The organism is Tessaracoccus sp., from assembly GCF_016714275.1.
In the GTDB taxonomy this organism is placed as follows: domain Bacteria; phylum Actinomycetota; class Actinomycetes; order Propionibacteriales; family Propionibacteriaceae; genus Arachnia.
Window position 1 is genome coordinate 706,244 of record NZ_JADJNP010000004.1, and the last position, 26,724, is coordinate 732,967.

General features: G+C 68.7%; 26 protein-coding genes, 4 tRNA genes and 1 pseudogene. 12 read left to right on the forward strand and 19 right to left on the reverse strand.

The annotated features are described in order from the left end of the window. Positions 1–27: 27 nt before the first annotated feature. Positions 28–1,935, reverse strand: coding sequence for a vWA domain-containing protein (locus IPJ61_RS17605; protein ID WP_297110701.1), 1,908 nt, complete (start codon positions 1,933–1,935; stop codon positions 28–30). A gap of 165 nt (positions 1,936–2,100) precedes the next feature. Here IPJ61_RS17605 and IPJ61_RS17610 point away from each other — a divergent pair, with 165 nt between their 5' ends. Beyond that, positions 2,101–3,423, forward strand: coding sequence for a serine hydrolase domain-containing protein (locus IPJ61_RS17610; RefSeq protein ID WP_297110704.1), 1,323 nt, complete (start codon positions 2,101–2,103; stop codon positions 3,421–3,423). A gap of 11 nt (positions 3,424–3,434) precedes the next feature. On the opposite strand, the gene IPJ61_RS17615 is transcribed toward IPJ61_RS17610, so the two are convergent. The 6 genes from IPJ61_RS17615 to IPJ61_RS17640 all read right to left on the reverse strand — a co-directional run bounded on the left by IPJ61_RS17615 (position 3,435) and on the right by IPJ61_RS17640 (position 10,079). Then, positions 3,435–3,995, reverse strand: coding sequence for a nucleotidyl transferase AbiEii/AbiGii toxin family protein (locus tag IPJ61_RS17615; RefSeq protein ID WP_366505877.1), 561 nt, complete (start codon positions 3,993–3,995; stop codon positions 3,435–3,437). Beyond that, entirely contained in the window at positions 3,893–4,351 is a 459-nt protein-coding gene (locus tag IPJ61_RS17620) for a nucleotidyl transferase AbiEii/AbiGii toxin family protein (protein ID WP_297110706.1), read from the reverse strand. Before IPJ61_RS17620 ends, IPJ61_RS17615 begins: the two co-directional genes overlap by 103 nt. Beyond that, positions 4,348–5,304, reverse strand: coding sequence for a type IV toxin-antitoxin system AbiEi family antitoxin domain-containing protein (locus IPJ61_RS17625; RefSeq protein ID WP_297110709.1), 957 nt, complete (start codon positions 5,302–5,304; stop codon positions 4,348–4,350). Before IPJ61_RS17625 ends, IPJ61_RS17620 begins: the two co-directional genes overlap by 4 nt. Before the next feature lie 55 nt (positions 5,305–5,359). Beyond that, positions 5,360–6,607: an FAD-binding protein gene (locus IPJ61_RS17630; protein ID WP_297110712.1), complete on the reverse strand. Its 1,248-nt coding sequence runs from the start codon at positions 6,605–6,607 to the stop codon at positions 5,360–5,362. Between the two features lie 85 nt (positions 6,608–6,692). After that, positions 6,693–7,781 (reverse strand): DUF7485 domain-containing protein, encoded by a 1,089-nt coding sequence (locus IPJ61_RS17635; protein ID WP_297110715.1) that lies wholly within the window; start codon positions 7,779–7,781, stop codon positions 6,693–6,695. A gap of 90 nt (positions 7,782–7,871) precedes the next feature. Next, a complete protein-coding gene (locus IPJ61_RS17640) occupies positions 7,872–10,079 on the reverse strand; it encodes an NADP-dependent isocitrate dehydrogenase (protein WP_297110719.1) in 2,208 nt (735 codons plus the stop codon). Between the two features lie 118 nt (positions 10,080–10,197). On the opposite strand from IPJ61_RS17640, the gene IPJ61_RS17645 reads away from it, so the two are divergent. From IPJ61_RS17645 to IPJ61_RS17660, 4 genes are all read left to right on the forward strand, one after another. Continuing rightward, positions 10,198–11,082, forward strand: a complete 885-nt coding sequence (locus IPJ61_RS17645) for a shikimate dehydrogenase (protein WP_297110722.1) — start codon at positions 10,198–10,200, stop codon at positions 11,080–11,082. 17 nt (positions 11,083–11,099) lie between these two features. After that, complete coding sequence (locus IPJ61_RS17650) at positions 11,100–12,404, forward strand: MFS transporter (protein ID WP_297110725.1); 1,305 nt, start codon at positions 11,100–11,102, stop codon at positions 12,402–12,404. Between the two features lie 119 nt (positions 12,405–12,523). Next, a complete protein-coding gene (locus tag IPJ61_RS17655; protein ID WP_297110728.1) occupies positions 12,524–12,739 on the forward strand; it encodes a DUF3073 domain-containing protein in 216 nt (71 codons plus the stop codon). A 24-nt stretch (positions 12,740–12,763) separates the two neighbouring features. Then, the gene (locus IPJ61_RS17660) at positions 12,764–13,723 is read left to right on the forward strand and encodes an alpha/beta hydrolase (RefSeq protein ID WP_297110731.1); all 960 of its coding nucleotides are present in this window, start codon (positions 12,764–12,766) and stop codon (positions 13,721–13,723) included. On the opposite strand, the gene IPJ61_RS17665 is transcribed toward IPJ61_RS17660, so the two are convergent. The 7 genes and pseudogenes from IPJ61_RS17665 to IPJ61_RS22355 all read right to left on the reverse strand — a co-directional run. After that, positions 13,711–14,592, reverse strand: a complete 882-nt coding sequence (locus IPJ61_RS17665; RefSeq protein ID WP_297110734.1) for a formylglycine-generating enzyme family protein — start codon at positions 14,590–14,592, stop codon at positions 13,711–13,713. The two genes, IPJ61_RS17660 and IPJ61_RS17665, sit on opposite strands and share 13 nt — an antisense overlap. 136 nt (positions 14,593–14,728) lie before the next feature. Then, the gene (locus IPJ61_RS17670) at positions 14,729–15,862 is read right to left on the reverse strand and encodes a saccharopine dehydrogenase family protein (protein WP_297110737.1); all 1,134 of its coding nucleotides are present in this window, start codon (positions 15,860–15,862) and stop codon (positions 14,729–14,731) included. 203 nt (positions 15,863–16,065) lie between these two features. After that, positions 16,066–16,139: transfer RNA gene (locus IPJ61_RS17675), tRNA-Phe, on the reverse strand. Between the two features lie 27 nt (positions 16,140–16,166). Continuing rightward, positions 16,167–16,240, reverse strand: a tRNA-Asp gene (locus IPJ61_RS17680). A 122-nt stretch (positions 16,241–16,362) separates the two neighbouring features. Continuing rightward, positions 16,363–16,435 (reverse strand) — tRNA-Glu (locus tag IPJ61_RS17685). A 173-nt stretch (positions 16,436–16,608) separates the two neighbouring features. After that, a complete protein-coding gene (locus tag IPJ61_RS17690; RefSeq protein ID WP_297110740.1) occupies positions 16,609–17,604 on the reverse strand; it encodes an SH3 domain-containing protein in 996 nt (331 codons plus the stop codon). A gap of 97 nt (positions 17,605–17,701) precedes the next feature. Then, positions 17,702–17,932: pseudogene (locus IPJ61_RS22355) on the reverse strand (SH3 domain-containing protein); the annotation flags it as partial. A 1,167-nt stretch (positions 17,933–19,099) separates the two neighbouring features. Between IPJ61_RS22355 and IPJ61_RS17695 the strand changes: the two are divergent. The 7 genes from IPJ61_RS17695 to IPJ61_RS17725 all read left to right on the forward strand — a co-directional run bounded on the left by IPJ61_RS17695 (position 19,100) and on the right by IPJ61_RS17725 (position 23,147). Next, positions 19,100–19,172: transfer RNA gene (locus IPJ61_RS17695), tRNA-Lys, on the forward strand. A gap of 106 nt (positions 19,173–19,278) precedes the next feature. Then, entirely contained in the window at positions 19,279–19,593 is a 315-nt protein-coding gene (locus tag IPJ61_RS17700) for a hypothetical protein (RefSeq protein ID WP_297110743.1), read from the forward strand. A gap of 74 nt (positions 19,594–19,667) precedes the next feature. Continuing rightward, entirely contained in the window at positions 19,668–19,955 is a 288-nt protein-coding gene (locus IPJ61_RS17705) for a hypothetical protein (protein ID WP_297110746.1), read from the forward strand. Continuing rightward, positions 19,952–21,103, forward strand: coding sequence for a helix-turn-helix transcriptional regulator (locus tag IPJ61_RS17710; RefSeq protein ID WP_297110749.1), 1,152 nt, complete (start codon positions 19,952–19,954; stop codon positions 21,101–21,103). The genes IPJ61_RS17705 and IPJ61_RS17710 overlap by 4 nt, the downstream gene beginning before the upstream one ends. A 333-nt stretch (positions 21,104–21,436) precedes the next feature. Then, a complete protein-coding gene (locus IPJ61_RS17715; protein ID WP_297110752.1) occupies positions 21,437–21,991 on the forward strand; it encodes a hypothetical protein in 555 nt (184 codons plus the stop codon). 2 nt (positions 21,992–21,993) lie between these two features. After that, positions 21,994–22,599, forward strand: coding sequence for a hypothetical protein (locus tag IPJ61_RS17720; RefSeq protein ID WP_297110755.1), 606 nt, complete (start codon positions 21,994–21,996; stop codon positions 22,597–22,599). After that, on the forward strand, positions 22,596–23,147 hold the full coding sequence (locus IPJ61_RS17725) for a MucR family transcriptional regulator (RefSeq protein ID WP_297110758.1): 552 nt from the start codon (positions 22,596–22,598) through the stop codon (positions 23,145–23,147). The genes IPJ61_RS17720 and IPJ61_RS17725 overlap by 4 nt, the downstream gene beginning before the upstream one ends. A 187-nt stretch (positions 23,148–23,334) precedes the next feature. On the opposite strand, the gene IPJ61_RS17730 is transcribed toward IPJ61_RS17725, so the two are convergent. The 5 genes from IPJ61_RS17730 to IPJ61_RS17750 form a co-directional block, all read right to left on the reverse strand. After that, positions 23,335–23,577 (reverse strand): hypothetical protein, encoded by a 243-nt coding sequence (locus IPJ61_RS17730; protein WP_297110761.1) that lies wholly within the window; start codon positions 23,575–23,577, stop codon positions 23,335–23,337. A 3-nt stretch (positions 23,578–23,580) separates the two neighbouring features. Next, entirely contained in the window at positions 23,581–24,381 is an 801-nt protein-coding gene (locus IPJ61_RS17735; RefSeq protein WP_297110764.1) for a hypothetical protein, read from the reverse strand. A gap of 61 nt (positions 24,382–24,442) precedes the next feature. Then, on the reverse strand, positions 24,443–24,949 hold the full coding sequence (locus tag IPJ61_RS17740) for a LamG domain-containing protein (protein ID WP_297110767.1): 507 nt from the start codon (positions 24,947–24,949) through the stop codon (positions 24,443–24,445). 329 nt (positions 24,950–25,278) lie between these two features. Next, positions 25,279–26,445 carry a hypothetical protein gene (locus IPJ61_RS17745; protein ID WP_297110770.1) on the reverse strand — a complete coding sequence of 389 codons (1,167 nt, stop codon included), beginning with the start codon at positions 26,443–26,445 and terminating at the stop codon, positions 25,279–25,281. Further along, positions 26,445–26,723 carry a hypothetical protein gene (locus IPJ61_RS17750; RefSeq protein WP_297110772.1) on the reverse strand — a complete coding sequence of 93 codons (279 nt, stop codon included), beginning with the start codon at positions 26,721–26,723 and terminating at the stop codon, positions 26,445–26,447. The genes IPJ61_RS17745 and IPJ61_RS17750 overlap by 1 nt, the downstream gene beginning before the upstream one ends. Position 26,724: the final 1 nt, after the last annotated feature.

Genomic DNA, 26,724 nt, shown 5'->3' on the forward strand with positions numbered 1-26,724 from the left:
CAACGCATGTCCGTTCTGGAATCGAGGTCATTTCGGGGTCACCGAACGCGCCGGTTGTGGCCGCGCCCAAACCAGGGCTGAGGCCGCGACGAGGAGTCCACCGCCTCCGACGCTGAGGGCGAGCCAGGGGACGCCGGAGGATGGGGGCGCGGGAAGCGACGGTGGTGTCGGCTCCGGCGTCGTGACGGCGCTAGTGGTGGGAGCTGGGGTCGGCGTGTCGGTGGAGGGTGGCGGGCTGAGGGCTGGCAGCACGTAGGTCGGCTGGGCAGCCTCGTCGCCGACGACCTTCACCGTTATGGTGAGGGGTACGGCCCAGGAGATGGACTCATAATCCCTGGGCTCCCGGACGACGTTGACCACGACGCGGACGCTGCCCGGCAACGCGTTCACGTGCTGGTTGAGGTCGGTCCTGGGCTCGGAGCGGTTCCGGTAGGCGATCGCGCGGGTCGAGACGCCGACGTTGCCCTTATCGCGGACCACCAGCCGGTTGCTCGCGGCCGGGCCGACCCCGGGTGCGCGGGCGTCACCGCCGTAGGGGCCGATCAATCCCAGGTCTGCGGTTCGGGTTCCGATCCGGCGCCGGTCGTCGCCCTCGAAGCCCGGCGAGTCGAGCTGCACCTGGAGGCGCTGGCCCCACCCAATAGGCACCTGGTAGACGGCGACCTCACCCGGCACGACGTCGATGCCGAAGGTGCCCGGGGCGAGGGTTGGCGCGTCGTCGAAGGTGCTGCCCGGCGGGGGAGCCGCCGAGGCCGTGCGGGGCTTCGTCTTCTCCCAGACCGGTTCCGTCGGTGCGGGCAAGCTGCTCTCGTCCGCGACCGGCGGCTCCTCGTGGACCCTCAGCTGGATGGGGTGGCCGTCGAGGTCGGCGCCCATGTTCGGCGAGACGGTGACGACCACCTCCTCCGCGGTGTCGCATGCCTCGGCGCCGCTGTCGAACGAAGTAACGAGCGCGCTGAAAAGGCCCTGCGCCGAGCCGATCCCGTTGCCTCCGACTGCCGACGCGGTCGCCCCGTCGCAGCGGGTGAGGCGCGCGTCGACGGCGGCGACCTCGACGTCGAGGCCGACGATCTGCGTTCCCCTCACGTCGGCGGGGTTCGTGAACGCCAGGCCGACCCAGAGGTCGGACCCGGGGATCGTCCGTCGGATCAGGTAGCTCTTGCCTGCGCTCCCGGTCGCGGGCGCGGTGTCGACCCAGGTGCCCTCGCCGATCTCCGGCGCCGCGGCGCCGTCAGCCGCACCCGCCACTGGCGTGCCGCTGAGCCCAAAGGAGCGGAACGCGCGCTCGGCGAGCCGACTCAGCGCGAAGTCGAGGTCCTTGCTCGTGCGGGCGTCGACGTAGCGGCCGTTGCCCTTGTCCGCGATGCACTTCAGCTGCGCCCGTGCCTTCGCGTTGACGTCCACGCCGATGACGTCGATGCGCAGGTCGACTCCGGCCAGTTCCTCAGCGGCTGGGCAGGGGTCCGGCGCGCAGGTCTCCTCGCCGTCGGACACCAGGAGGATGGTGCGGTTTCCCTTCTCGGGGAGGTCTTTCACCGCCTGCCTCAGCGAGTAGGCCATAGGCGTCTCGCCCAGCGGCGCGTACCGCTTTACGGCAGTGCGCAGCGCCGCGCGGTTTCCTGTGTCGATCGGCACCACGAGGTCGGAGTCCGCGCATTGGGCCTTCTTGCCCTTCTCGTCGGGTACAGACGCGCCGTAGACCCGCATCCCCACCCGCGTCGACTCCGGCAGCTGGTCGATCGCCCTGTGCAGCGACGCCCTTGCCGCGGAGATCCGGGTCTTGCCGTCGGACAGCTTCTGCTTCATCGAGCCCGATGCGTCGAGCACCATCAGCAGCGTCTGTTCCGTGCCGTCGTCCGCGGCTGCCGGTCCGGCGACCACCACGCCCAGCATCAGGAGAAGAGTTCCTGCCAGCGCGACCGCTCGTCGTCCCATGTCCGCCTCCCTGGCTCCGACGACGCGCCCCACGTCGTCGCGCCCAGCCAAGCAAAGCGACCGTCCGCGCTCAAGCGGCCCTCAGAAAGCTGGGGATAACCCCGACGCTGGTGTCTCTCTTGTGGACAAACCCGTGGGCTGGCGCGCGGGGCTATCGTTGCGGGCATGGCTCGACGACGTCGTCTCTGGGGCAGGATTCTGCTCGCCGTCGCGCTACTGCTGGTGGTCGCCGGGGTAGCGGTCTATTGGTATGTCCGGCCGCTGCTCCTGACCGGAACCGGGTACGCGGCGCACAACGCCTGTGCGGTGCTGAACGTCGCGGGGCGCGAGGACCCCGAGGCCGACCTCCCGCCGAATCCCCTGGTGCCCTACCTGCGCACAGCGGTGAACGACGACGGTTCCATCAGCACCACCGTCCTGGGGATCCTCGCGAAGCAGACCGCTTGGTACACCGAGGGCTTCGGCTGCACGATCGCGGCCGAGCGTCCCAGCCTCCCCGCATCAGCGGCGCCCATCACGTCATCGAACCCCATCGCCGAGGCCACCGACCCCGCTTCGGTCCCGCCGGAGCTGGCGGCGGCGCTGGATGCCGCCTTCGCCGACGGCCTCGGCACCCGCGCCGTCGTCGTGGTCAAGGAGGGCGCACTGATCGCGGAGCGCTACGCCGACGGGTTCACCAAGGACACGCCGCAGCTCGGCTGGTCCATGGCCAAGTCCGTGACCAACCTGCTCGTCGGCCGGATGGCGGACCAGCGGGCCATCCAGCTCACCGACAACGACCTCCGCGAGGACTGGGCCAGGGACGAGCGCCGCGACATCTCCGTCGACGACCTCCTCCGCATGCAGTCCGGGTTGAGGTGGGATGAGACCTACGACCTCGGCACCGCCATCACCAAGATGCTCTACCTCGACGGCGACATGGCGGCCTCCGCGGCGGCGCAGCCGCTCGACCACGCGCCGGGGACGTTCCAGCAGTACTCGAGCGGGTCGACGAACATCGCATGTGAGGCTCTGCTCCTCAAGGCCCGCGACAGCGCCAACCTGCCTCGCACCCAGCTTCTGGCGCCGCTCGGGATCTCCTCGGCCGTGTGGGAGCCGGATGCCTCGGGCGTCCCGGTGTGCTCCTCGTACCTGTGGGCGACCCCGCGCGACTGGGCCGCAATCGGCCAGTTCGCGCTCGACGACGGCGTCGTCGACGGTCGGCGCTTGCTCCCCGAGGGCTGGATGGCGGAGGCCACGACGAACACCACCGCCGGGACGCGCGAGGACGAGAACTACGGCTCCGGGTGGTGGCTGAACCGCAACGTCGACGGCAGCCTGGCCTTCCCCGGCCTGCCGGCGGACACCTACTGGGCGTCCGGCCACGACGGCCAGCGCCTGTTCGTGATCCCCTCGCAAGGCCTCGTCATCGCACGGTTGGGCTTCAGCCCCGACCTGGGCGGCGACGCGCTGGCGGCCCACGCCGTCGCTATCTCCTCGGCCTTGTGAGTTCCCGATGGCTAGCTCCAACCGAGGTGGATGTGACTCCACCTCTTGTCCGCCGCGCTGCCGTCGAGTACCGGGTCGATGAAGCGTCTCATCAGGTCCGTTGCACCGGCGACGGTTCGGAAGCCGTCGCACGCTGGTACGGCGGCTGCGAGCCGGCCGTACCGCGGACCCCATGTGGTAGGCACCCCAAACGAGCTGGGGAGTGTGGGGAGTCGAACCCCCGACTCGGCGTCAAGTGCTCGTCGAAGCTTCGCGGCGCCGACATCCTGGGTGACGGCCAGTACGACGAGATCGACCAGGTCCTTTTCCCTACTCGATGGGCGCCCGCTGTAGAGCGCGAGCGTTGCGCACACTTTGTCGGCGATCTGATCTACGACGGGATAGAGAAGGTAGGGGTTGCTCGCGAGCTTCGGTAGGGGGAGTGCGTTCGCCGGGGTCGCGACCTCCGCATCGTCGGTCATGACGACGTTCACCACAAGGTCGACGTGAAGGTGATCCTTCCGCTTCGCACCGATGTAGACCTCGAAGGTCGCTCGGTAGCCCTCAGTGTAGGTCTGCTGGTCTCCGCCGATTGCGTCGGTGTGACCGACATAGTCGAATCGGAAAAGTCGCTGAGATCGATCGTGGCGAGGCGCCGAAGGTTATCAAGCGCCGAGTCGAGAGAATGGCTGCGACTACGGCTAAACAGATCGACGTCGGTCGTCGAACGGGCAGATGCCACGCGGGCCAGCATGCCCGTTCCTCCCTTGAGCACCCAGGCGGAGTCGGTTCCTTCGGAGAACACGCGGCTCAGGAAGCGGTGGAAGTACTCCAGCCGGATCCGTTCCTGGATACTCAGCGAGGGATCGGCCGTGAACGCGGCCCGGGCGGTCGATTTGATCGCTGCCTCTACTGCGGCCGGGCTTGAGTAACGCTGATGATCGGTCATTGCTCGTCCTCGTGCCGGTTGGACTTCGCGGCCGCTGTGAGCTCCGTCCAGTTCGCCGCTGTCAGTTGCTTGATGAGTTGGGCTGCGTTCACTGCGCCGTCGGCGGGAAGAGTAGTAGCGACTGCGCTGAGATCCGGTGTAGGTATCTTGCGTAGAGCCTCAGACATTACTTCGGCGAACTTGAGGTAGATGCTGGGATCGATTACGGGCAGCCGCTTGAGCAGGGCCTCGGACATGGCTTCAGCCAGCTTGACGAACGCGTCAGGGGAGATGGTGGTGGTGAGGCGCGTGGCTAGGTGGTCAAAGTCTATGCCGGCGACCCGCAGCAGCTCATTCAGAAGCGCGCCACCGTCGCCCTTCTTGTGGCCGTTGCGTTCGGCAAGCGGGCTGAGAAGTTCGGCGAGACGATCCGAGTCAAGGCGTGACTGGCCGGCTGCGTCGCGCAGCGCGTCGCCGATAAGGCTCAGGTCTTGACGGTCTTCGACCAGGTCGGCAATGGTGCGCTCGCGTGTGGTCACGGGTAGTCCGTCGCGAATTGTGACGTCCTGCTCGGGAAGCACGCGGGTTCGGTAATGGACGTCGGGGCGCTGCGTTTGCCTGCGCGTCGGTGTGGTGAACTCGCTTCGTGTCGCACGGAAGTCGCCGATGCCATGTAGACGCGCTGCGGACTCGCCTGAGATGACCGCGCTCATGGGGCGCTCGCTAAGTCGCTCGTAGGCAGGCTTGGCGGGCTCGGCTGCGAGCCATGCTGCACGGAGTTCTTCGTGCTCGGTGCTTGGCGCCCCTGCGTCTCGATAGACGCCGTGCGTGACGCGCACGAGGTCGCCAGACTCGGTCAGCCGGGTCAGGTTCATATGTGTAACGCCACGTGCGCGGGCTTGCGCCGAGGTGACCAGTCCCCACTGGGACTCAGTCACCTCGGCAAGCGTCTTTAGCGCCACGCGTGACTTCATGCTTGGATACTAACGGACTTGTAGTTAGTATCCATGATATGTTCCGCCCAGAGAGCTATCCGAGCCCGAGGGCTTGGTCGAGGTGCGGGCTACGGAATGTGCCCGACGGGTCGACGCGTGCCATGAGCGCGGTGAATTCCGGCACCCGGCGATAGGCCGTGGCCTGGTCGAAGCCCTCGCCGTAGAGCTTTCCCCAGTGGGCGCGCGGCTGGAAGGGAGCGAGCGCTGCCTCGATCTCGGGCAGCACGCGCGCGACCTCCGCTGGGCGCTTCTGCCACGTGAAGTGGATGCCGAGTCGCGGGCCGCCCTCGCCGCCGCTGAGCCACAGGTCATCTCCGGCGAGGGTGCGGAACTCGCTGACGTGCAGCACCGGGTCGATGCGATCGGCAAGCGCGCGGACGGCCCGCAGCGCGTCGGATCCCCGGTCGCGGGGGACGAAGTACTCGGACTGGATCTCGTCGCCGCCCGCGCTCGGGGCGCGGTCGAAGCGGAAGTGCGCCAGGCGCGTCGCCCACGAACCGCGGCTGCCGACCGGGGTGAGATTGTCGTCGGGCGAACCGCCGTCGGCGATGGCGCCCACACGCGGGCCCTGCAGCGCGGCGCCGAACCGGCTGGAGGATGGCTCGGCGTCGTCGTCGCGGCACTTCAACCACAGCGTCGACAGCGTCGGCTCGACCCAGCGGCCCAGCACGCTGACGCTGTAGGCGGCGCTCATGATGCCGTCGAAATCGTCGAGGAACCGGTCCCAGGCGAGGCCGGTGTAGATGTGTTGGGTGATGTCGTAGGTGGGTTCGATCGCGAACGTCAACCTGGTGACGACGCCGAGCGCGCCGAGCGACACGACGCTGCCCTCGAAGTCGGGGTCGCCGGCGCGCACCCAAGAGAGGCTGCCGTCGGCCCCGATCCGCTCGACCCCGCGCACGGCCGTCGCCAGGACGCCGTTGCCGTCGCCAGACCCGTGGGTGCCGGTCGAGTTGGCCCCGGCCACCGAGATGTGCGGCAGCGAGCCCAGATTGTGCAGCGCCCACCCACGCTCCTGGAGGAACCTCGCGACGGCGCCGTAGGGGGCCGACCCCGGCACCGTCACCGTGCGCGCGGTCTCGTCCAGGTCGAACGGAAGCTCGATCGCACGCATCGAGATCAGCGCGGCCGAGTCGGCTAGCGGGTTGAACGAGTGCCCGGTCCCTAGCGCGCGGATCCGTGACGCCGCGGCCACCATTGCCTGCGCCTCCTCGATCGTGCGCGGGACGAGGACATCAGACGGGGTGAAGGCGACGGTGCCCGCCCAGTTGGTGAGTGTCATGCCGACATCATGACAGTCGCCATGGAGGAATGGCGGACAACTGGGCTTCCTGTGCTCTGGCGAGCATAGGAAGGCGCACTGTGCGTCAAAACTCCACGGTCCTGCGGAAGACGCGTACGGCGTCCTCCCCGATCAGCATCAGCCAAGGCCGGTGATCGCCCCAGCGGACGCCGAGGCGCAGGCCGTCGGCGGGATCGGCCGAGCTGGTGAGCGCAGGGAGGTCGTCGATCGTGGCGCGGCCGTCGTGGCGGAGGCGAAGCAGGCCCAACACGTCCTCGACCTCCCCGGGTGTCTTCTCGATGAGCCCACTGAGCAGGATGTTCGCGACGCCGTCCGTGCCGACGGCGGCCTCGATGCCCAGGTGAACCTCGGCCCCGTCGGCGCCGGCGGCCGACACCGGCAGCTGCACAGCATGGGTGCCGAGGGTGACCGACAGGAGGCCGGGTTCCAGCGAGATCCGTAGGTCTTCCTCGGTGATGGCGGAGAGCACGAGCACGGGGATCGACGTTCCCGTTCGGGGATCGATGCGGACCATGAGCCCGCCGTCGCTGAAGCCGTAAAGGTAGGTGCCGTCTGTGGTGTGCACCGACAGCCACTCGTCCAGCGGAGTGCGGGACAGCGTGCCATCGGGTGCGAGCAGCAGCATCTCCGGGTTGTCGGGGGTTGTGCTCTGCAGGACGACGGTGCCGTCGCGCAGGGCGAGCGGCCGCGCCCACTGCAGGTACTGGCCTTGGGCGAGGTACTCCTCGCGCAGGCGTAGGTCGCCGAGGTAGGCGCCGGTCTCCGAGTAGTGCGCGAGCCGGAGCTTCCCGGTATCGACGAACCACCACGTCCCGTCCGGGAGCTGGGTGCCGTAGCTCGGCCCCCAGTGGATGCCCTTGCCGTCACCGCCGAGTGAGGTACCGAGCAGCTCCGGCGCGTCGCCGTAGCCGACGGCGAACACCTCGCTCCACTCCGGTCCGAACGCGGAGATCGGTGGGCTCAGCACGATCTCGGTCAGCAAAGCCGCGGCGGGAGGGTCGACGCTGACCGCCGGGCTGACGCTGTGTGTCGGCGTGCTGGTCCCACCCGGCGGCGGGGTGGAAGGCTGAGGGGATGCGGCGCAGCCGGCGAGAGCCATCACACAGGCGATTCCGTAGACCCGCGCGCCCATGCGGACAGGTCGTGTGCTCATGGGTTCACGACTGACCATGGAGGAATGACGCACAACTGGGCTCCCTGTGCCCTATCGAGCACTGAGAGCCCAGTTGTGCGTCAAAACTCATCAGAGGGCGTCGATGATGGCGTTCATCGTGGCCGACGGGCGCATGACCGCGCTCGTCTTGGCCTCGTCGGGGCGGTAGTAGCCGCCGAGATCCGTCGGGTGACCCTGCACGGCGAGCAGCTCGGCGACGATCGCGTCCTCGCCCTCGGTCAGGGCCTTCGCGACGGGGGCGAACGCTGCTGCCAGCTCGGCGTCCTCGGTCTGCGCCGCCAGCTCCTGGGCCCAGTACGTGGCCAGGTAGTAGTGCGAGCCGCGGTTGTCGATGCCGCCGAGGCGACGGGTGGGGGACTTGTCGTTGTCGAGGAAGGTGCCGGTGGCGCGGTCGAGCGTCGAGGCGAGGATGGCCGCGCGGGCGTTGTCCTCGGTCTGCGCCAGGTGCTCGAACGACGCGGCGAGCGCCAGGAACTCACCCAGGGAGTCCCAGCGCAGGTAGTTCTCCTCGACGAGCTGCTGCACGTGCTTCGGGGCCGAGCCGCCAGCGCCGGTCTCGAACAGGCCGCCGCCCGCCATCAGTGGAACCACCGACAGCATCTTGGCCGAGGTGCCCAGCTCGAGGATCGGGAACAGGTCGGTCAGGTAGTCGCGCAGCACGTTGCCCGTCACCGAGATGGTGTTCTCACCGCGGCGGATCCGCTCGACAGAGAACTTCGTGGCCTCCACCGGGCTCATGATGCGGATGTCCAGGCCGACGGTGTCATGCTCGCGCAGGTACTGCTGCACCAGCTCGGTGATGCTGCGGTCGTGCGCGCGCTCCGGGTCGAGCCAGAAGACGGCCGGCCAGCCGGTGATGCGGGCGCGGCTGACGGCCAGCTTCACCCAGTCACGGATGGGGGCGTCCTTCGCCTGGCAGGCGCGCCAGATGTCGCCGGCGGCGACGTCGTGGCTCATCAGGATGTGGCCGGCGGCGTTGACGACCTGGACCACGCCGTCGGCCGGGATGACGAAGGTCTTGTCGTGCGAGCCGTACTCCTCGGCCTTCTGGGCCATCAGGCCGACATTGGGGACCGTGCCCATGGTGCGCGGGTCGAATGCGCCGTTGGCGATGCAGTCCTCGATCACGGCCTGGTACACGCCGGCGTAGGAGGAGTCGGGGATGACGGCGAGCGTGTCGGCCTCGGCGCCGTCCGGGCCCCACATGTGGCCCGACTGGCGGATCATGGCGGGCATCGAGGCGTCGACGATGACGTCAGACGGGACGTGCAGGTTGGTGATGCCCTTGTCCGAGTTGACCATCGCGAGCGCAGGGCCATCGGCGATGCCCTTCTCGAACGCCGCGCGGATCTCCGCGCCGTTGTCGAGGGCGTCGAGGCCCGCGAGGATCGCGCCCAGGCCGTCGTTGGCGGAGAGGCCCGCCGCGGCCAGGTCGTCGCCGTACGCAGCGAACACCTCCGGGAAGAAGGCCTTGATGACGTGTCCGAACAGCACGGGGTCCGACACCTTCATCATGGTGGCCTTGAGGTGGACGGAGAAGAGGACACCCTCGGCCTTGGCGCGGGCAACCTGCGCGGCGAGGAACGCGTCGAGCGCGGCAGCGCGCATCACGGTGCCGTCGACGACCTCGCCGGCCTGCACCTTCAGGCCGTCCTTGAGGACGGTCGGGCCGCCCTCGTGGATCAGGCGGATGGTCAGCACGTCGTCGGCGGGCATGACGACCGACTGCTCGTTGTGACGGAAGTCGTCGGCGTCCATGGTGGCGACGGCGGTCTTCGAGTCGCTCGACCACGCACCCATGCGGTGCGGGTTCTTCTTCGCGTAGTTCTTCACCGACTCCGGCGCGCGGCGGTCCGAGTTGCCCTCGCGCAGCACTGGGTTCACCGCGGAGCCCATCACGCGGGAGTAGCGGGCGCGGACGTCACGCTCCTCGTCGGTCTGCGGGTCCTCGGGGTAGTCGGGAATCGCGAATCCCTGCGCCTGCAGCTCGGCGACGGCGGCCTTCAACTGCGGTACGGACGCGGAGATGTTCGGCAGCTTGATGATGTTCGCCTCGGGCGTCTTCGCCAGCTCGCCGAGCTCGGTCAGCGCGTCGGCTACCTGCTGGTCCTCGGGCAGGACGTCGGCGAACTGGGCGAGGATGCGGCCGGCCAGTGAGATGTCGCGCGTCTCGACATCGACCCCGGCCTGGCCCGCGAAGGCGCCCAAGACCGGCAGGAACGAGTAGGTGGCAAGGAGGGGAGCCTCGTCGGTGAGGGTGTAGATGATCGTGCCCATGGCGGCAACAACTCCTAGTGATAGACCCGGTGGCGGCGGGCTACAGCTTACCCAGAGCGGCATCCATCCAGTGGGCTCGCTCGCGAACACCATGCGGCGGTCAACTATCCTCGCCGTCGTGACGTCCCCCAGCGCCGCGCCGAGGCGGCCTTACCTCGTCGGCCTCGTCGGCTCCGGGGTGCTGCCGTCGTTCACGCCGCCGATGCACATGGCGGAGGCCGCGGCGCTGGGAGTGAGCTACGTCTACCGCCCCATCGACCTCGACGCGCTGGGCCTCCTGCCCCGACAGTTGCCCGAGATTCTCGACTGGACCCGCAGGCTCGGCTACGACGCGCTCAACATCACCTTCCCGTGCAAGCGCGCGGTGGTGGACCTCCTCGACCATGTCGATCCGACGGCGCTGCGGCTCGGGTCGGTCAACACGGTCATCTTCACCGACGCCGGCGCGGTCGGCTACAACACCGACACCAGCGGCTACGAGCGCGCCTTTCGGGCCGGGCTGCCCGGCGCCGACCTCGGTGACGTCGTCCTCCTCGGCGCGGGCGGCGGGGGTAGCGGCGTGGCCGACGCGCTGCTGCGGCTGGGAGCGAAGCGGCTCACCGTCATCGACGTCGACGGCGCCCGTGCCGCTGCCCTTGCGGCCAGTCTCGGCACCCACCGGCACGCGGAGGTGTGCTCCGGTGTCCCCACAGAGCTGTCCGACGCCATTGCCGCCGCATCGGGCCTTGTCAACTGCACTCCCATCGGCATGCACCACCATCCGGGGATGCCGCTCGACGAGGCCCTCCTGCGGCCCGACATGTGGGTCTCCGACATCGTCTACCGGCCGTTGCGCACCCGCCTCCTCACCGTCGCGCGTGGCCTCGGCTGCGCCACCCTCGACGGCGGACGCATGGCCGTCTTCCAGGCCGTCGAGGCCATGGAACTGATCACCGGCCTGCAGCCAGATCCCGAACGTATGCGGAAGCACTTCCTCCACCTGCTCGCCGCCGAGCAGAACTGACAACCCAAGGAGCACCGATGTCGACGACGACCGCGCAGCCGCGCCGCACCCCCGTCCGCGCGGCGGTGGCCAGCTTCATGGGCTCCGCCGTCGAGTACTACGACTTCTTCATCTTCGGATCCGCCGCCGCGCTGATCTTCCCGAGGATCTTCTTCGGCAGCAACGACCAGGCCGCGTTGGTGATGTCGTTCATGACGTTCGGCTTCGCCTACATCGCGCGGCCCATCGGCGCGGTCGTGCTCGGCCACTTCGGTGACCGGATCGGCAGGCAGAAGGTGCTGATGTTCACCCTCGTGCTGATGGGCCTCTCCACGTTCATCATCGGCTGTTTGCCGACGTTCGACGCCATCGGCTGGTGGGCGCCTGTCCTGCTGGTGCTGTGCCGCCTGATGCAGGGCCTTTCGGCGGCGGGTGAGCAGGCCGGGGCATCGTCGCTCAGCCTCGAGCACGCGCCGGACCATCGCCGCTCCTTCTTCACATCCTGGACCCTCACCGGCACGCAGGGCGGCCAGATCCTCGCCGCGCTGATCTTCATCCCCGTCGTCGCGCTGCCCGACGAGATCAAGTACACCTGGGGCTGGCGCCTTCCGTTCTGGCTGAGCGCGGTCGTCGTGCTCGTGGCGTTCTACATCCGCCGCAGCCTGCACGAGACCCCGGCGTTTGAGGACGCGAAGAAGGACGGCGAAATCGCCAAGCTGCCGTTCGTCGCGTTGATGACCAACCACTGGCGCGACGTCCTGCGCGTCATCTGCTGCGCGTTCATCGCCGCCGTTTCGACGGTGTTCGGGAACCTCGCGCTGGCCTACGGCAAGGAGGTCGGGCTGCGCGAGTCGCTCACGCTGTGGCTCGTGGTCGCGGCCAACATCGGCGCGCTCGTCACGCAGCCCTTGTTCGGGATCCTGGCGGACAGGATCGGACGCAAGCCGGTGTTCATCTACGGGGCCGTGTCGTCGGCGGTGTTCATGCCGTTCTACCTGCTGTCGATGAGCTCGGGCAACGTGATCCAGACGTTCGCGTTGGCGGTCGTGACGTTCTCGTGCGGATACGCCGCAGCAAACGCGGTGTGGCCGTCGTTCTACGGCGAGATGTTCAGCACGAAGGTCCGGTTCTCCGGCATGGCGATCGGCACGCAGCTGGGCTTCCTGATGGCCGGCTTCGCGCCGTCGATCGTTGCGTGGCTGGGCGGAGTGCGAGAGGGCGGATGGGTCGTCATCTCGGCGTTCACCGCCACGATCTGCCTTGTCGCGACCGTCAGCGCGCTCACTGCGAGGGAGACGAAGGACGTCCCCACCGCGCAGCTCGGGCTGTCGCGCGCCGCGTGACCAGGAGGTGACCAGGGCTTTGGCGTAATTCCGTGGATTGGGTAGCCTGTACCCCACGAGTTGGTTGAAGATTCCGCGGCAAGGCCGCGAGGGACACAAGGCAAGGGGGTCGACCCGATATGGGGCGCGGCCGTGCAAAGGCGAAGCAGACGAGGGTGGCCCGCGATTTGAAGTATCGCGCGGTGGACACCGATTTCGCATCTCTGGAGCGTGAGCTCCGCAGCGACTCCTACGGGGAGTACGTCGAGGTTGAGGACATCCCTGACCCTTACGCCGACCTCGCTGAGCAGTACGCGGACTACGAGGACGAAGACGACGAGCGCGCCTCGTCATAGCCCTGGTGGTGCGTCCCGGTAGTCATGGGTGAGTGGTCGCCCGATACGGAGCTTGACGGTTACGAGCAGCTGGTCTTCCCGCTGCCCGAGGAGCCGACGTACGCCCTGGAGCCTGAGAACTCGCTGGTGGCGACACTCGTGCGCCACGACGCCCCTCGATATCCCTCCGCGTTGCTCTACCTCCATGGCTGGAATGACTACTTCTTCCAGACGCACCTGGCTGACGAGATCGATGGCCTCGGCTACGACTTCTACGCGCTCGACCTTCGCCGCTACGGCCGCTCGCTGCGGCCTAAGCAGCTCGCCGGCTACGTCGCGGACCTGACGCACTACTTCGTCGAACTGGACCTGGCCGTCGAGCAGCTCCGCGCCGAGGGTCACGACCGCATCGTGTTCATGGGCCACTCGACGGGCGGACTGGTCGGCTCCCTGTACGCCAACGAGCGCCCAGGGACCTTTGCCGCCGTGATCCTGAACTCGCCGTGGCTCGAGTTGCAGGGGAACTCGGTGCTGCGCCCCGCGACGCAGCCGGTGTTCACGGCCATGCGGGCCGTGGCGCCGACGTCGTCCCTCCCGGCCTCCGAGATCGGCCACTATCGTCGGTCCATCGCCGCGGACCAGGACGGGGAGTGGGTCTACAACCACAACCTCAAGGGGGACCCCGCGTTTCTGCTGCGCTTCGGCTGGCTCGCCGCGATCCTCGCGGGCCACGCCGTCGTCGCCTCGGGGCTCGACATCGACTGCCCCGTTTTCGTCGGTGTCTCGGAGCGCAGCGACTTCCGCCGCAAGTGGGACGAGGCGCTCACGAAGGCCGACACCGTCCTCGACGTCGAGCGGATCGTCTCGCGCGCCGACGGCATGGGCCGGTTGATCGTGATCGCCCGGTTCGCCGACGCGCTGCACGATCTGGTGCTGTCCGCGCCGTCGGTCCGGGCCGAGGTGTTCAAGGAGTACGCGCGCTTCCTGCGCTGCTACGCCGAGTAGGCGTCGCGCGCGCAGCGGAAGCCCACATGTGACATGCCCGAATCCTCGGTCTGTGCCGACCTCGCGGCCGGCCGGAACCTCAGACAGTAGTCCGGCGAGCAGAGGAACGATCCGCCCTTCAGGACGCGGCGGGGTGTCGTGGCGGGCGGGGGAGCGAGCAGATTCGGCCGTCCTTCGGGGTCGACGACGACCTCGTCCGGTGGGCGGTGCCGCGGCGTGTAGACGTCGGTCGTCCACTCCCACACGTTGCCGATGAGGTCGAAGAGGCCGTAGCCGTTGGCGGGGTAGGTGCCGACGGGCGACGTCCCGCCGACGCCCAGGTTCTGGTACGGGAACCGCCCCAGCCAGGTGTTGGCCTGCGCGACGCCGTCGGGGTAGGGCTCGTCGCCCCAGGCGAATCGCAGCCCGTCGCGGCCGCCACGGGCCGCGTACTCGTGCTCGGCCTCCGTGGGCAGACGGAGACCGGCCCAGTCGGCGTAGGCGCGGGCGTCGGCGTAGGCGACGTGCACGACGGGGTGCCTGTCGTCGGCGGAGGAGCCCGGGCCGAACGGCGCTCGCCACGACGCCCCGGGCTGCCACCGCCACCAGTGGCGCCAGTCGCGCAGGTCGACAGGGCCGTCGGTTGGGGTGAAGACCATGGATCCCGGAACGAGGTCGGCGGCGTCGGCGCCGGGGAAGTCGGCGGGGTCGGGGGAGCGTTCAGCGACCGTGACGTGGCCGGTGTCCGCGACGAACCTCGCGAACTGTGCGTTCGTCACGGGGGCACGGTCGAGCAGAAAGGCATCGACCCGGCGCGCGTGCACCGGGCCTTCGTCGGCGTAGAAGTCGGCGGACCCCATCAGGAATGCGCCCGCGGAGATGCGCACCATGTCGTGGGACTCTGAGGGAATCACTGTCCGGGCCTCCGTAGGTGCTTCTGAAAAACCCGGAGGCCACGTCGACCGCTCATCGTCGGCGTCACCCAGGGGTCTCACGAGCGGTGGGTCCGCCCGCAAGGCTTTCAGGCTACCGATGAGCGGGTCTCGTGCCGGAACTTCGAGGGCACTGTCCGCGTATGAGGCTCGCCGTCGTACAGGCCCGTTCGAGTCCGTCGACGCCGAAGGCCTTCACCGGACCGAGCGCGCCGACGCCGTGGAGGCCGTCTTGGACGGCGGTCCTAGCTCCCCAAGCGAGGAGGTCGGCGGTGACCTCGTACGGATCAGGCCCGGCCAGGGTGACCCGTGCCAGTTCGCGATGGGGTGATCGTGCGACGGCAACCACCGCCGACCTGGCCTGGGCCCGGCTGTGCGCATCGGGTCCGCCGGTCGATCCCGTCATCATCCGGTCGGCGATGGCTGTCAGCCCTCGCTTGAGCGCGCCCATGTGCAGAACGGGGCCGAGCAGTCGCGAGCTGATGGCGAGGGAGCGGGCCGCGCCTCGCGGGAGTCCGAGGAACACTGTGACATCTCGTAGGCCGGGATAGGTCTGGGGGAGCCCAAACTGTTCGGCAGCGGGAACCGACGCGCCCAGCAGGGGCCGGCCGTCGACGGTGAAGCGTCTCGTCCAGCGGCCCGGTCGCTCGGCCTGGATGCGACCTTCACGAAACGCGTAGCCCTCTTCGACCACGACCCTGACCGCGGTGGCCTGGCTGCCTCCGCTGGGAACGAAGCCGGGCGCGAAGTAGGCGATGTCGACGGCTGTCGCCTCATCGCCCGCTTCGTCGAGCGCCGCGGCGGCGGCGTAAGCACCGGGACCGTAGTCGTAGCCGAACGCGGGGACCAGACCGGCTCCGTTGCGCTCCGCCACCGGGCCCCAACGCTCGAAGACCTCGCGAATGAACGGGCCCTCGCCCGCGGAGTCGAAGTAGTGCACGCCGATCTCAGCTGCTGCTTCGACGGCGGTGCGACCGTATTTGAGGAACGGTCCCACGGCGCTGATGAGTATGTCGCCTTCGTGCAGCACGGCTCGAAGCGTGGTGGGCTTTTCGATGTCGACGGTCGCTGTGTCGAGACCTCCGAGATCAGCTGCGAGTGCCGCAAGCCGAGCTGGGTTGCGGCCAACGAGCACTGGGCGGGCCCCTTGGCGAACGAGGCTGCGGGCGGTGAGGTCACCTGTGTAGCCAGTGGCGCCGAGGACGACGATGCGCGGCGCGGCGGTCATCCCGTGACTCGGTGAGGTCGTGTGCTCTCCATTCGTCGGGACCCGCCGGTCCATGTCGGGTCGGATTGCGCCCCTGTGGTCGACGATGCCGTGGAGCGGTGGTTCGATGAGATGATACGTGTTGCGGCTCGCGGAAACAGGAGATTACTGTGGAATCCGCGCCGGGTCCGCCGACGGCGGTGGTGTGAACAACGAAGGCGGGGTGGCCAGGGCCGGGGTCGAACCGGCGACCTCTCACTTTTCAGGCGAGCGCTCGTACCAACTGAGCTACCTGGCCGTGGTCTGACATATCTGTCTGACCGAGCGACCCCGACGGGACTCGAACCCGCGACCTCCGCCGTGACAGGGCGGCGCGCTAACCAACTGCGCTACGGGGCCAATTTCTTGACCTGCTGGCCAAGCCAGCCCGGTAACTATAGCGTGACTCCGCTGAGCTTGTCACATCCGTCATAAGCCCTTGTCGCCACCGGTTTGCCTGCTCCCTGGAGGGGGAGACGTCGCATCCCCAACGGGATTCGAACCCGTGCTGCCGCCGTGAAAGGGCGGAGTCCTAGGCCGCTAGACGATGGGGACCAGCGCGCACCAGCATAGGGGCTGGTGCCGTCTTGCTCCAAGCCAGGGGCTGGGCGCCGGAAGGAATGCTAGCAGGATTCGCCGGGCAACGTCGTCGTCGGCATCGTCTGCTGACAACGTTGAGTCTCGCGCAATGAGCAGCGGATCACGCTCGAAGTTTCGGGTGTCTGGGCCTACCCGTAGGTGTTGATGTGGACGTGGTCGTAGTGGTTGGCGGTGTCGCCGCCGCGGTCCGACATCGAGCGCCAGCCCTCGCCGTTGCGCTGCACCGACCAGATCTTCTGCCCGAAGATGATGTAGTTGATGTTGAACTTCTTGGCGTTGACGCGGTAGTACTTGGCGATCTCCCAGCCCAGGTCCTGGTTCGACTTGTAGCCCGGGATCATCACATCGACGGCGCGTCCGGCGGGATGATCAGGGGTGACGTCGCGGCGCCAGCCGTACTGCGTCTTGATCTGCGGGAAGCGGTCCCAGACGTCGCGGGCGATTGCCTGGACGTTCGCGTTGGCCTTGTCGAGGCCGCTCGACCAGCCGCGGTTCAGGCTATCGCCGCTGCCGCTCGAAGCGCTCCCGGAAGAAGGCTTGCTTGCGGAGAGGTACCGGGCCGTCACCCACCTTGTCGCACCGTTGTGCACGATCTGCGCGCGGCCGTCCTTCACGGTTCCGGTCACCTTGACCACGGCGCCTCGGGGCAACTCACCGCTGTGGGAGGTGCCTGTGCTGGACTTCCAGATGTTGAGGACCGTCGTCGCGTACTGGGTCGACGTCTTGGGCGTCGACGGCGCCGAGGGGGCGTCGGTCTTGCTGCCCACGTTGACCAGGTATGCGGCATTCACCCAGCGGACCGCGCCCATCCAGACGATCTGCGCCATCCCGCGGGAGGTCTTGCCTGTGACGTCAAAGATGGTGCCCTTGGGTGCATCGCCGAGGCTCGCGAACCCGCTCGTCGAGGTCGTGCGGATCATCAGCGCCGTCGTGCCGCGCTTCTGCCCCGTCACCTTCGGAAGGGAGGAGCCGGTGCTCGGCGTGCTCTCGGACAGGTAGCTGAGCGACGCCCAGAGCGTCTTGCCGTTGTAGGTCACCTGCGCGTAGTTGCCGCTGACCTTGCCGGTCAGTGTGAGTTTCGTGCCCTTCGCGCGACCCTCGACACGGAGTCGCGGAGACGGCACCGGTGCGGAGGTTCAGGTTCGCCGTGGCGTAGCGGGTGCCCTTCGCCGCCGAGTCCGACACGGAACCGGAGTTCGAGGAGGAGCCCTTCAGGTACTGGCTGTATACGTAGGCGGTCTTGCCCTTGTAGGTGACCTTCGTCCAGCCGTTTGAGCTGCCCTTCGACGGGAGCGAATCGCCGACGGAGAGGACCGCGAGGCTCGAGGAGGAGGTGGAGGGGCCGGAGCGCACATGCACGCGCGCCGTGGCGGTCACCGGCGAGGTGCCCGCGTCCGCGAGTGGACCCGCGGCGAGAGTGCCGAGTCCCTGGACCAGGATCGCCAGCCCCATGGCGGCGGCAGCCCCCCGGATGCCCTTGACTGCGTTTCTCACGTCTCTCCTCGTTGAACTGAATGAGGGACGTGCCGCTTCCCCGGGTCGGGTGACCCCGGCACGTCCCCCTTCCGGTGGACAGTAAGAAGGGCGGAGGGTGGTCAGCAACGGCGAGGTTGAGAGTTGCCTGAGAGCCGGTCAGGTGAAACGCCCGGGGAAGCTGAAAACCACATTTGTGTGATTTTCGGGGTCATGAGTGGCGTTGACTACGGGTTGACTAGGGGTTTATCCCGAGGCCCCAAGGTCGCGGCTCGTACTTTCGTCGGAGAGGGCCTGGGTCGATCCTCTCAGTTTCGATCCGCCTCAAGTCGACCTTGAGGTTTACCCCGCAGGTTGAGGTTCGAGGTTGAGGGTTTGCGGACACCCTCGGGCCGGGTCGCGTACGCAAATCTGCGGAGGTTCGCTCAGCTGAGCCATAGGCGGGGTGCCGAGCGGCGATGCTGGTGTCAGCGGACCGGGGCAGGGGCGACCCACGATGCGCGGAGCGTGCTCGTCCATCGGGCGGCGCGACCGAAGGCCTGCTCAGGGACGTAGCCGGCGCGGAGATCCTCCGGCGTGAGCTGCTCGGCGCCTGTCAGCTCGGCCAGTCGGCGCCGGTCCCCGGGGCCTGCGACCGCGGCGACGACGGAGAGGCCGACGGCGCGGCGGTTGGCGGCCAGCGTGGTCAGGACGTCGTCGGCGAAGCCGGCCCGCGACGACGACGAGCGGCACCTCCGCGGTTGCCGTGGAGAGGGACGAACAGCTGGCGCATCGCGTCGATCTCGCCGTCGACAACGAGGATGCGTGGATTAGGGCAGTCGGCGCCGGAGGTCTGGGTCGCGAAGTCCGGGTGTGCGTGACCGAACCCGAAGCCTCGCCCTTGTGGGACAGGTCGCCGGCGACTCCGCGCCCGGGCGCGGGCAAGGCATCGACCTCGTCCTGGGTGATGTAGGCGGGGACTTGGGAGTCGACGGCGGGGATCCCGCGCTCCGGGGCGGGCTCGCCTTCGCCGGACTCGCGCCGTCGGGCGCGCCTGTCGGCGAGGACGGCGGCTGCGAGCAACCCGCCGCCGACGACGACCGCGAGCAGGAACCAGCCCCAGAAATCCATGCCCCTACAGTGCCACGCGCCGCTACACTCGACACCGCCCCTATAGCTCAGTCGGTAGAGCAGTGGACTTTTAATCCATGGGTCGCGGGTTCGAGCCCCGCTGGGGGCACCTAGCCAGAGGCAGTTTGAACGGCGTTCAATGGCTCGGACGTGTAGCCATAGGTGTAGCCAATCGCGCTCCAAGCCTGTCAGACCCTCCGTCCAGAATCCTCCGCATGGGCACGAATCGTCGCTATCCCCACAACGCCGGACGGCTCGCTGAGGAGCGTGAGATCCGTGAGGCGCGGCAGCATGGCCCGCTCCAGAGCTTGAGTCGGGACCAGCTGGACCTGCACCGGGAGCCGATGACGCGGGCGACGGAGTGGGCGCCAATCTGGGGTCTGGCATGGGTGCGTTTCGGCGATCGCGATGTGCGGACGACGGTGCGGGTAGAGGTGTGGACCGTGTGCTGGTCGCGTGGCCGTTGGATGAGCCGTCGGATCGGCGTCGGCGGACGTGGCTGCCGTTGGGGGATGTGGCGGCGCGGGTGACGGTGCGGTGAGACGCTCAAAATTTATTACCCTAACCGCTTGACAGTCACGCGGTTAGGGTATTTAATAGAGGTATGAGCAACGCAGACCTGTACACCCGCATCAACGATCTCCGCACCGCCGCAGTGCGGACGGCCTACGAGGCCGGGACCCTTAGCCCGGACTTCACCCTCGACGAGCACCTCCGCGCGATCCACCCTCTCACCGCCGACTCCTGGCACGAGGACGAGATCTCTGGGCGCACCCTTGGCAACCCGAACGCCGACTGGTGCGTCGACATCGTCGATGGCGACCTGGTGCGGGTCTTCGCCGACGGCGACATCGTCGCCGAAGCGGTCATCGACGGCGCGGGCTCGCTGTGATCATCGAGCAGGGCTTCGCGGCGGGCCCGACGGCCTGGCTTGCCGCGGTCGGGCTCATCCATCTGTCTCCGGCGCCGATGGACCCGGTCGACGCCTTCGAGTTGGCCAGCTCGCTCGGCCGGGCTCCGCTGGTCAACTCCCGCTGGGTCCGGGTCGGGTCGACCCGGCAGTTGGAGGTCGACGGGCCGGTGGCCGGGTTCGGGCGGCTGCTGGAGTGGTACGAGCTGCGGTTCAGCCGCGACCTGGCAGAGCAGCCGACGCCGCCGGAGGTCGTAGGCCGGGATCCGTGGTGGCGTACCCGCGGGCAGGCCAGCGTGCACGGTCTCGGGGCAGCGATCTACTCCGAGCTTGTCGCGATCGACCACGACGTCGACATCGTTGCCGAGCTGTGCCTCGGAGCCCGGGTGCTATCGACCAGCGCGCTCGCTGGCTGGGTGATCGACCGCCAGTGGGTCACGCTGGAGACCGACGAGGCGCCGCTCAAGCGCCCACTGATCCGCTATGCCCTGGCCTACATCGGCGCCACGGTCGCGCAGCACTGGCCGGGCCACATGGTCGGCAGCCGCGCCGTCGGGCACCTCTGGGACGGCCAACCCGACGACCACCCCCTGCTCGACCACACCGCGATCACGTGGGAGCCGATCCACGACCGGACCGGCCACTACCCGCCGTGGTGGGGGCCAGGTGAGTACGTCACGATCCCGGCCGCAAGGTGGGCCAACCAAGCCCGGGAACGATGGGAGGACGACTGGGTCCGCTCGGAGATCCTGGGGCGCACCGAGGCGAGCCGCGCGTTCCCTGGGCGTCTGCCTGCGCCTCACCTAAGGCGCGGCGCGGGTCCGCTGTGGAGGCGAAGCCTGCTGGAGCTACAGGCGGCGGCGGTCTCGTCGCCGAGTGGAGCGCGGGCGTCCCGGGCGAAGGCTCCAGGCGCCCCGGAGGTCGGGGACCAGCCTCTCGACATCGCTGGGGTCGCCGAACACACGGGGCTCTCCGTGGCGACGCTGCGCAGCTATCAGCGTGACAAGACGATGCCCAAGGCCGACGGGTCGATGGGGCAGTCGGCATGGTGGTGGGCCTCGACGATCGACGAGTGGCAGGACGGTCGACCGCCGCGGGGCAGGCCTGCGAAGACGCCCGACGACGATTGAGCGCGGCGCGCCGCTGTGAGGAGAGCCACCGCAGGGAACGCACCCTGCCGGCACCGAGCACGTCATCCACAACAAGGACGGCAAGATCGGTGGCTCGAACTCCTACGGGAACGACCCCTACCCGCCCAAGGGATGAGTTAGCTCCTCGGTATCCCTAGTACCGAGGAGCCACTCGCGGTGATCTGGGGTTCTTCCCTTCGCCGTATGTGGCTCATCCTAAGACGAAGAACCCCGTGGCCGTTGGGTCACGGTGCGGTGACCCCAAAGATAACGACTAGATAACAGTCGTCTACCCGACTAGACATCATGAGTCTAGTCGGGTAGACTCATGGCATGAGCACGAACCAGTACCGCATCAGCAGCAGGGCCGCCAACCTCTTCATGATCCGCCGCAACGGCGAGCTGGCCGGGTCCGCTACCTCGCAGGCCGAAGCCGAGGCCAAGGTCGCCGCGATGCGCGCCGACGACGACGCCCTCGCCGCACGCAACGCCGCCCGCCAAGCCAAGGTCGGCGCCTACGCGGCCGCCGGGCTCCAGATCCGCGCCGACATCCCCAACCGCGCCGCCCGCTACCGCCGCCACACCGGCGTCATCGTGGTCGACGCCGAGGGCCAGACGGTCGCCACCTACGCCCACATCGACGAGGTGCCCGAGATCGAGGCCCCCGCCGTCATCGAGACCGCCGAGGCCGAGACGACCACCGAGGCTCCCGCCGTGCCGGTGCGCGGGAGCATCACCGACGACCAGGTCGCCACCGTCTGGGCCCTGGTTGAGCAGGAACGCCACCTCGGCTCCTGGTTCGCCGGCCCCGACACCCTCGACGGCATCCGAGCCATGAGCGCCGCCGACGCCGCCGACTACATCCGCTCGATGACCGAGGAGAACTGACCATGACCGAGCTGAACATCACCGCCCGCGCGCTCCTCGCCCTGTTCCCGAGCCTGCCGTGGAGCCCCCGGGCGGAGGCTGACCGGCAGACGATCACGATCGAGTCGGTACGCACGAATGCCGAGCTGCTCGCCGAGCAGGACTGGGACCTGACCGACGAGACGGTCCGCTACCAGCATGCCGAGGCGATCGAAGCCGGCGAGCGGCGCCCTGGCGAGCACTGGCGGCAGCATTGGGATGTGTCGATGCCGTCACGCAAGGGCTGGGCCGCGGACTGGAGCGTCGAGGACTGGGCCCGCTATGAGGCCAAGCGGCTCCCGGCGGGATATCTCCCGGTCGCGACCGGGGTGGGCGCGTTCCGGCGAGAGGTGCCGTCGGAGGTGATCGCGGGGCTGCGCGCGGAGTGGCTGGCTGGTGACCCGGTCGAGCAGGTGCGGGCCTACGCGGCCCGGGTGGATGAGGCTGTGGATGCGCTGCATGCCGCGCAGACCGCGAGGGATGATGCGATCCGCACCGCGCTTGGGGCGGGCGTGCCCGTCGACGTCGTCGTGCAGGCCTCCGGTGTGAAGCGGGCCCGAGTGTACCAGATACGGGCAGGCAAGGCGTGAGACCGGAGTTCGGGGCGCCGTCCGGCGTTGGCCGGTACGGGGTGCTGGACCGCGACGATGACGGGCGCCCGGTCTGTCACGAGTGCGGGCGCGCGTTCGAGCAGCTCGCAACCCACACCCGCACAGCGCACGGGCTGACGGCAGCACGGTACCGGGAGAAGCATGGTCTGAGCACCCGGACCAGGCTCATCGGCACGGCGACGGCTGCTCGGCTGTCAGAGGCGTGGTACGAGCACGAGACCGAGCACCTGGCGCGGCTCGACGCAGCAAGGGACGTCGACGCGGCGCGCGCGGGCAACACCGCGGCCGGGCAGCGGCGGGCGGAGCGGGTAGCCCGACGTATCGAAGCATCATCGGCGCGGCGCGTGGACCTGATACCGGCCCAGGTTGCCGAGTTGGGCGACCTCACCGACATGCAGGGCTGGGCCGACAGGGCCCGGGCGCTGATCGAGCGCGACGGCGTTTCACATGCGGCGATCGCTCGGGCAGTCGGCCTGGCGAACGGGTCGGTGGTGTGGAACCGGCTTCGACGCTACCCCCCGGTGTAGACTTCCCCGCGCGCTCTCCTCCTCGGAGGAGCTGACCCCACTTGGCATGTCGGGGTTTCCGTGTTCCCCACCCTGGTGGGGTTGGAGACTCGCGTCCCCACCGCGGCGCCCTGCCCGGGGACGCGAAAAGGCCCCCGCTCAGCTGATGCTGAGCGGGGGCTTCCTTGTCGGGCCGGCGGTGCCGGGGCTAGACCAGTTGGGCGCCGTCCCAGGTGAGGACCCGGGCCGGGACGAGGCTGGTGCCGCCCCAGATGCGGATGCCGGAGTCGATCCCGGCCGTCACGGTCACGTGTAGGTAGGACCATGCCGAGTCGCCCGGTGGTAGCCCGTCCCCGACGCGGACATGCAGGTAGGACCAGTCGGAGTCGGCGGTGGCGAGGCCGTCCCCGACACGGACGTGCTCGTAGGCCCACTCGGAGTCGACAGACATGCGTCACGCCTTGCTCTTGATGGCGATGGTGTAGTCGCCGGGGGCGAGACCGGTCCACACCCTGGGCGACGTCGCAGACCCCTGCTCGACGAATCCGGACGTCACATGTCCGGGGAGGATGCAGCGCTGGAACCCCGCCGGCGCCGGGCCGGACCCGGCGGTGAACGGCAGGCTGATTTGGCCGTCGTTGGCGCCGGGGAGGGTGGTGTCGGTGATCGTGGGCGTGCCCAGGACCGGGGCCGGGAGCGGAGCGACGGCGGGCCCGATCCAGGCATCTGTGTCGGCGACGGCGATGTCGCCGTAGGCCAGGCCTGCGGGGATGGTCGCGGTCGCCGTGCCGATGCGCACTTCGTTGATTTCGCTGGGGACGGCGGCGGCGGTCGAGGACCACAGCGGGGTTGTGCCGTCGCCCTCGTAGAGGCGCACGAGCGCGGAGCCGGCGGCGACGGTGATCTCGACGCGGTAGACGATCCCGGTGGTGATGATGCCGGCGGTGGAGGTCCAGCGCACGGTACCGGCGACGTCGTCACGGAGCCGTAGCGCGCCGGTGGACACGGCCCGCAGTGACCACTGCGCCCCAGAGTTGCGGGTGGCGCAGATCTCCCCGTCGCCGGACGCGGGAAGCTCCTCGAGGGACAGGTACATGCGGATCGCGTACACGGACACGGGAGCGGCGGGCAGCGGCCACCAGGTCAGCTGGCGGGGGGTGCCGTCGGCGAAACGGACGCGGGGCGCGCGCCCGGACGCCGCGACGATCGCGGGTGAGCCGGTGACGTTAGAGAAGGCGGTGTCGCCGGTACCCACGCTGGAGGTGGTGAGGGGTCCGGCGGAGGGCCCTTACCGGACCAGCTTCGTACGATGGCCATTAGTCGATGCTCCTCTTGTAGATTCGGGTCCAGGGAATGACGATCTCGGAATAGGTCCAGTCAGCATCGGGCTCGGCGTTGTTGCCCCCGGTGCCCATGCCGATCTGTAGCGTGAAGCGGGGGTACCAGGTGGTGCCCGCGGCTTCGTAGGCGTCGTTGTACCAGGCCGGTGGCGGGCCGTGCCTGAGCGCCCCATTCCACACCGGGACGTCGCTATCCCATGCATAGATTCGAATCCCGTCACACAAGAATTCAATCCGTCCGGGGGTCTTGATGCACGTGTAGATGTGCAGGGCGGCGGGGTCTGAGTTCGGCAGGACGCTGTAGTTGAGGTTCGCGCCGGCGTGCGGGGGGCGGGGGTCGGCGTCGTAGTTGGGGTGGATCGTGGCCGACATTTTCGGTGGGGGCCAGGACATGGTCCACGTCTCCACCAGATCGATCTCTGCGCCGTTGCCGGGCGAGCCGCCCGGGCGAGTGAGTGGACGGAGCCAGAATCCGGGCCACATGCCGTGCGCCGTGGGAAGACTCGCGGCGACGTCCCACCGGAAATAATTTGGTATCGAAATGTGCTGACCCAGGGTGTCTCCGGAGGTGTACGGGCGAGGATATCCAGCCTCGCGAATACCCTCGATAACCATTCCCCGCGGCCCGAATTTGACATTCTTCGGCATGTTATAGGAATTGTCATTCGACTGGGTTTCCAAACGATGCGTCCAGCCATCATCGACCGCGAATGTCGAGTAGTAGATGGGGTCCCATCCTGGCCCAGGGTCGGGCCACACGGCAGGGGTGCGGTCAGGGACCAGACGATTCCCGTCCCATGTCGAGACATGGCTCACGAGCCCATCACCACAAACCAGGTCCCGACATCGCCCGGGCCGAGACTGCCGGTCGGAATATCACCCTCAGTGGCGTACACGCCACCGAACCGACCGGACGCGCCAGGACGCTTGGTCAGCGCCGCGGCTGCCATCCCTGCCGGGGTGACCGCGCGGGCCGTGTCTGTGCCGTCCTGGGTTTCGGCGGTCGTGGCCAGCTCCACCAGCCCCTTCGCCGACACGGTCGCATCGACGACGCCGATCGCGCTGCGGGCACTTGCTGCGGACGTTGCGGTCAGGACGGAGCGCCCCACCGTGGTCGAGTCAGAGAGGTCCGCGGCAGGATGCTCGTGCGTGGTAGGGGTGCGGGCGTCCGACAGGCGGGAGTCGCTAGACCCAACCGCCTCGATCGCCGCCCGGGCGTTCGCGGCGTTAGCGCCCGCGGCGATCACCGGCGGCTTGTCGGCAAGGTCGTCCCACGACGACACGCCACCCGTGGGGGGCTCGACACCAGTCCACTCGCCAGCGACACGGGCCAAAAACTGCCCGTCCTCCGCATCAGGGAGACCTTCGAAGCCGTCGGGCAGCTGACTGGCGGGCACCTTACCCTGGTAGTCGAGCGACGCCAGGCCGCCCGGCTGGCCCTTCGCGGTGGAGGGCGCCGGTACCGTCGGGCTGCCGGACGGGACTTCGACCGTGGCCAGGTTGAGGCCCGGCACCTCGTTGTCCAGCATCGACAGGTGCAGCGGCACCGCGTACTCGCGGCCCTTGCCCGACTGCAAAGTTTCCTTCGCCATGATCGTCCAGCCTTGCGGCGAGATGTTCGGGTCGTCGGACGCGGGGAAGCTGGTGAAAATCGCGGACGGCACATAGACGGTGTCCCACCAGATGTCCCAGGCCATGCCGTCGAAGCCGGGACGGGCCTCGTCGGCGGCGCGCATCGCGGCCCGGACCATCGCCCGGACTGTCGGGTCCTGCTCATCGGTCTTGCCGATGGTGATCTCGCTGACCGGGCCGCCCGCGTAGATCGTACGCGGCGGCTGACCGGTGGGCGCGTACGTCACACGCTGCAGCGCGGAGAAGCGGATCTTGCCGTGGTCCGGCTTGTCTCGCCACACCTGGTAGGAGGCATGGACCGGGATCTCGTCCCAGCCCTCACTCGGATTGATGACCGGTGTCGACATCAGCCCTCACCACCCTCGCCCAGCTCGCGCTGGGCCTGCTCACGCGCGAAATAGTCGTCGTCGGCGGCACGGCGGGCATCGGTCGCGGCCGGCACATTCACCCCGGCCAGCACCGCCAGAGGCATGCCCAGATACGCCAGCACCCGCTCAGCCGCAGCCGTCCACTCCGTGCCGCCGGTCGCGACGGTCACCGACCCGACGACCAGACCAGCCAGCACGAACGCGCCGTACAGCCACAGTCGGGCACGGGCGGGGACAAGCTCACGTACGTGATTCATG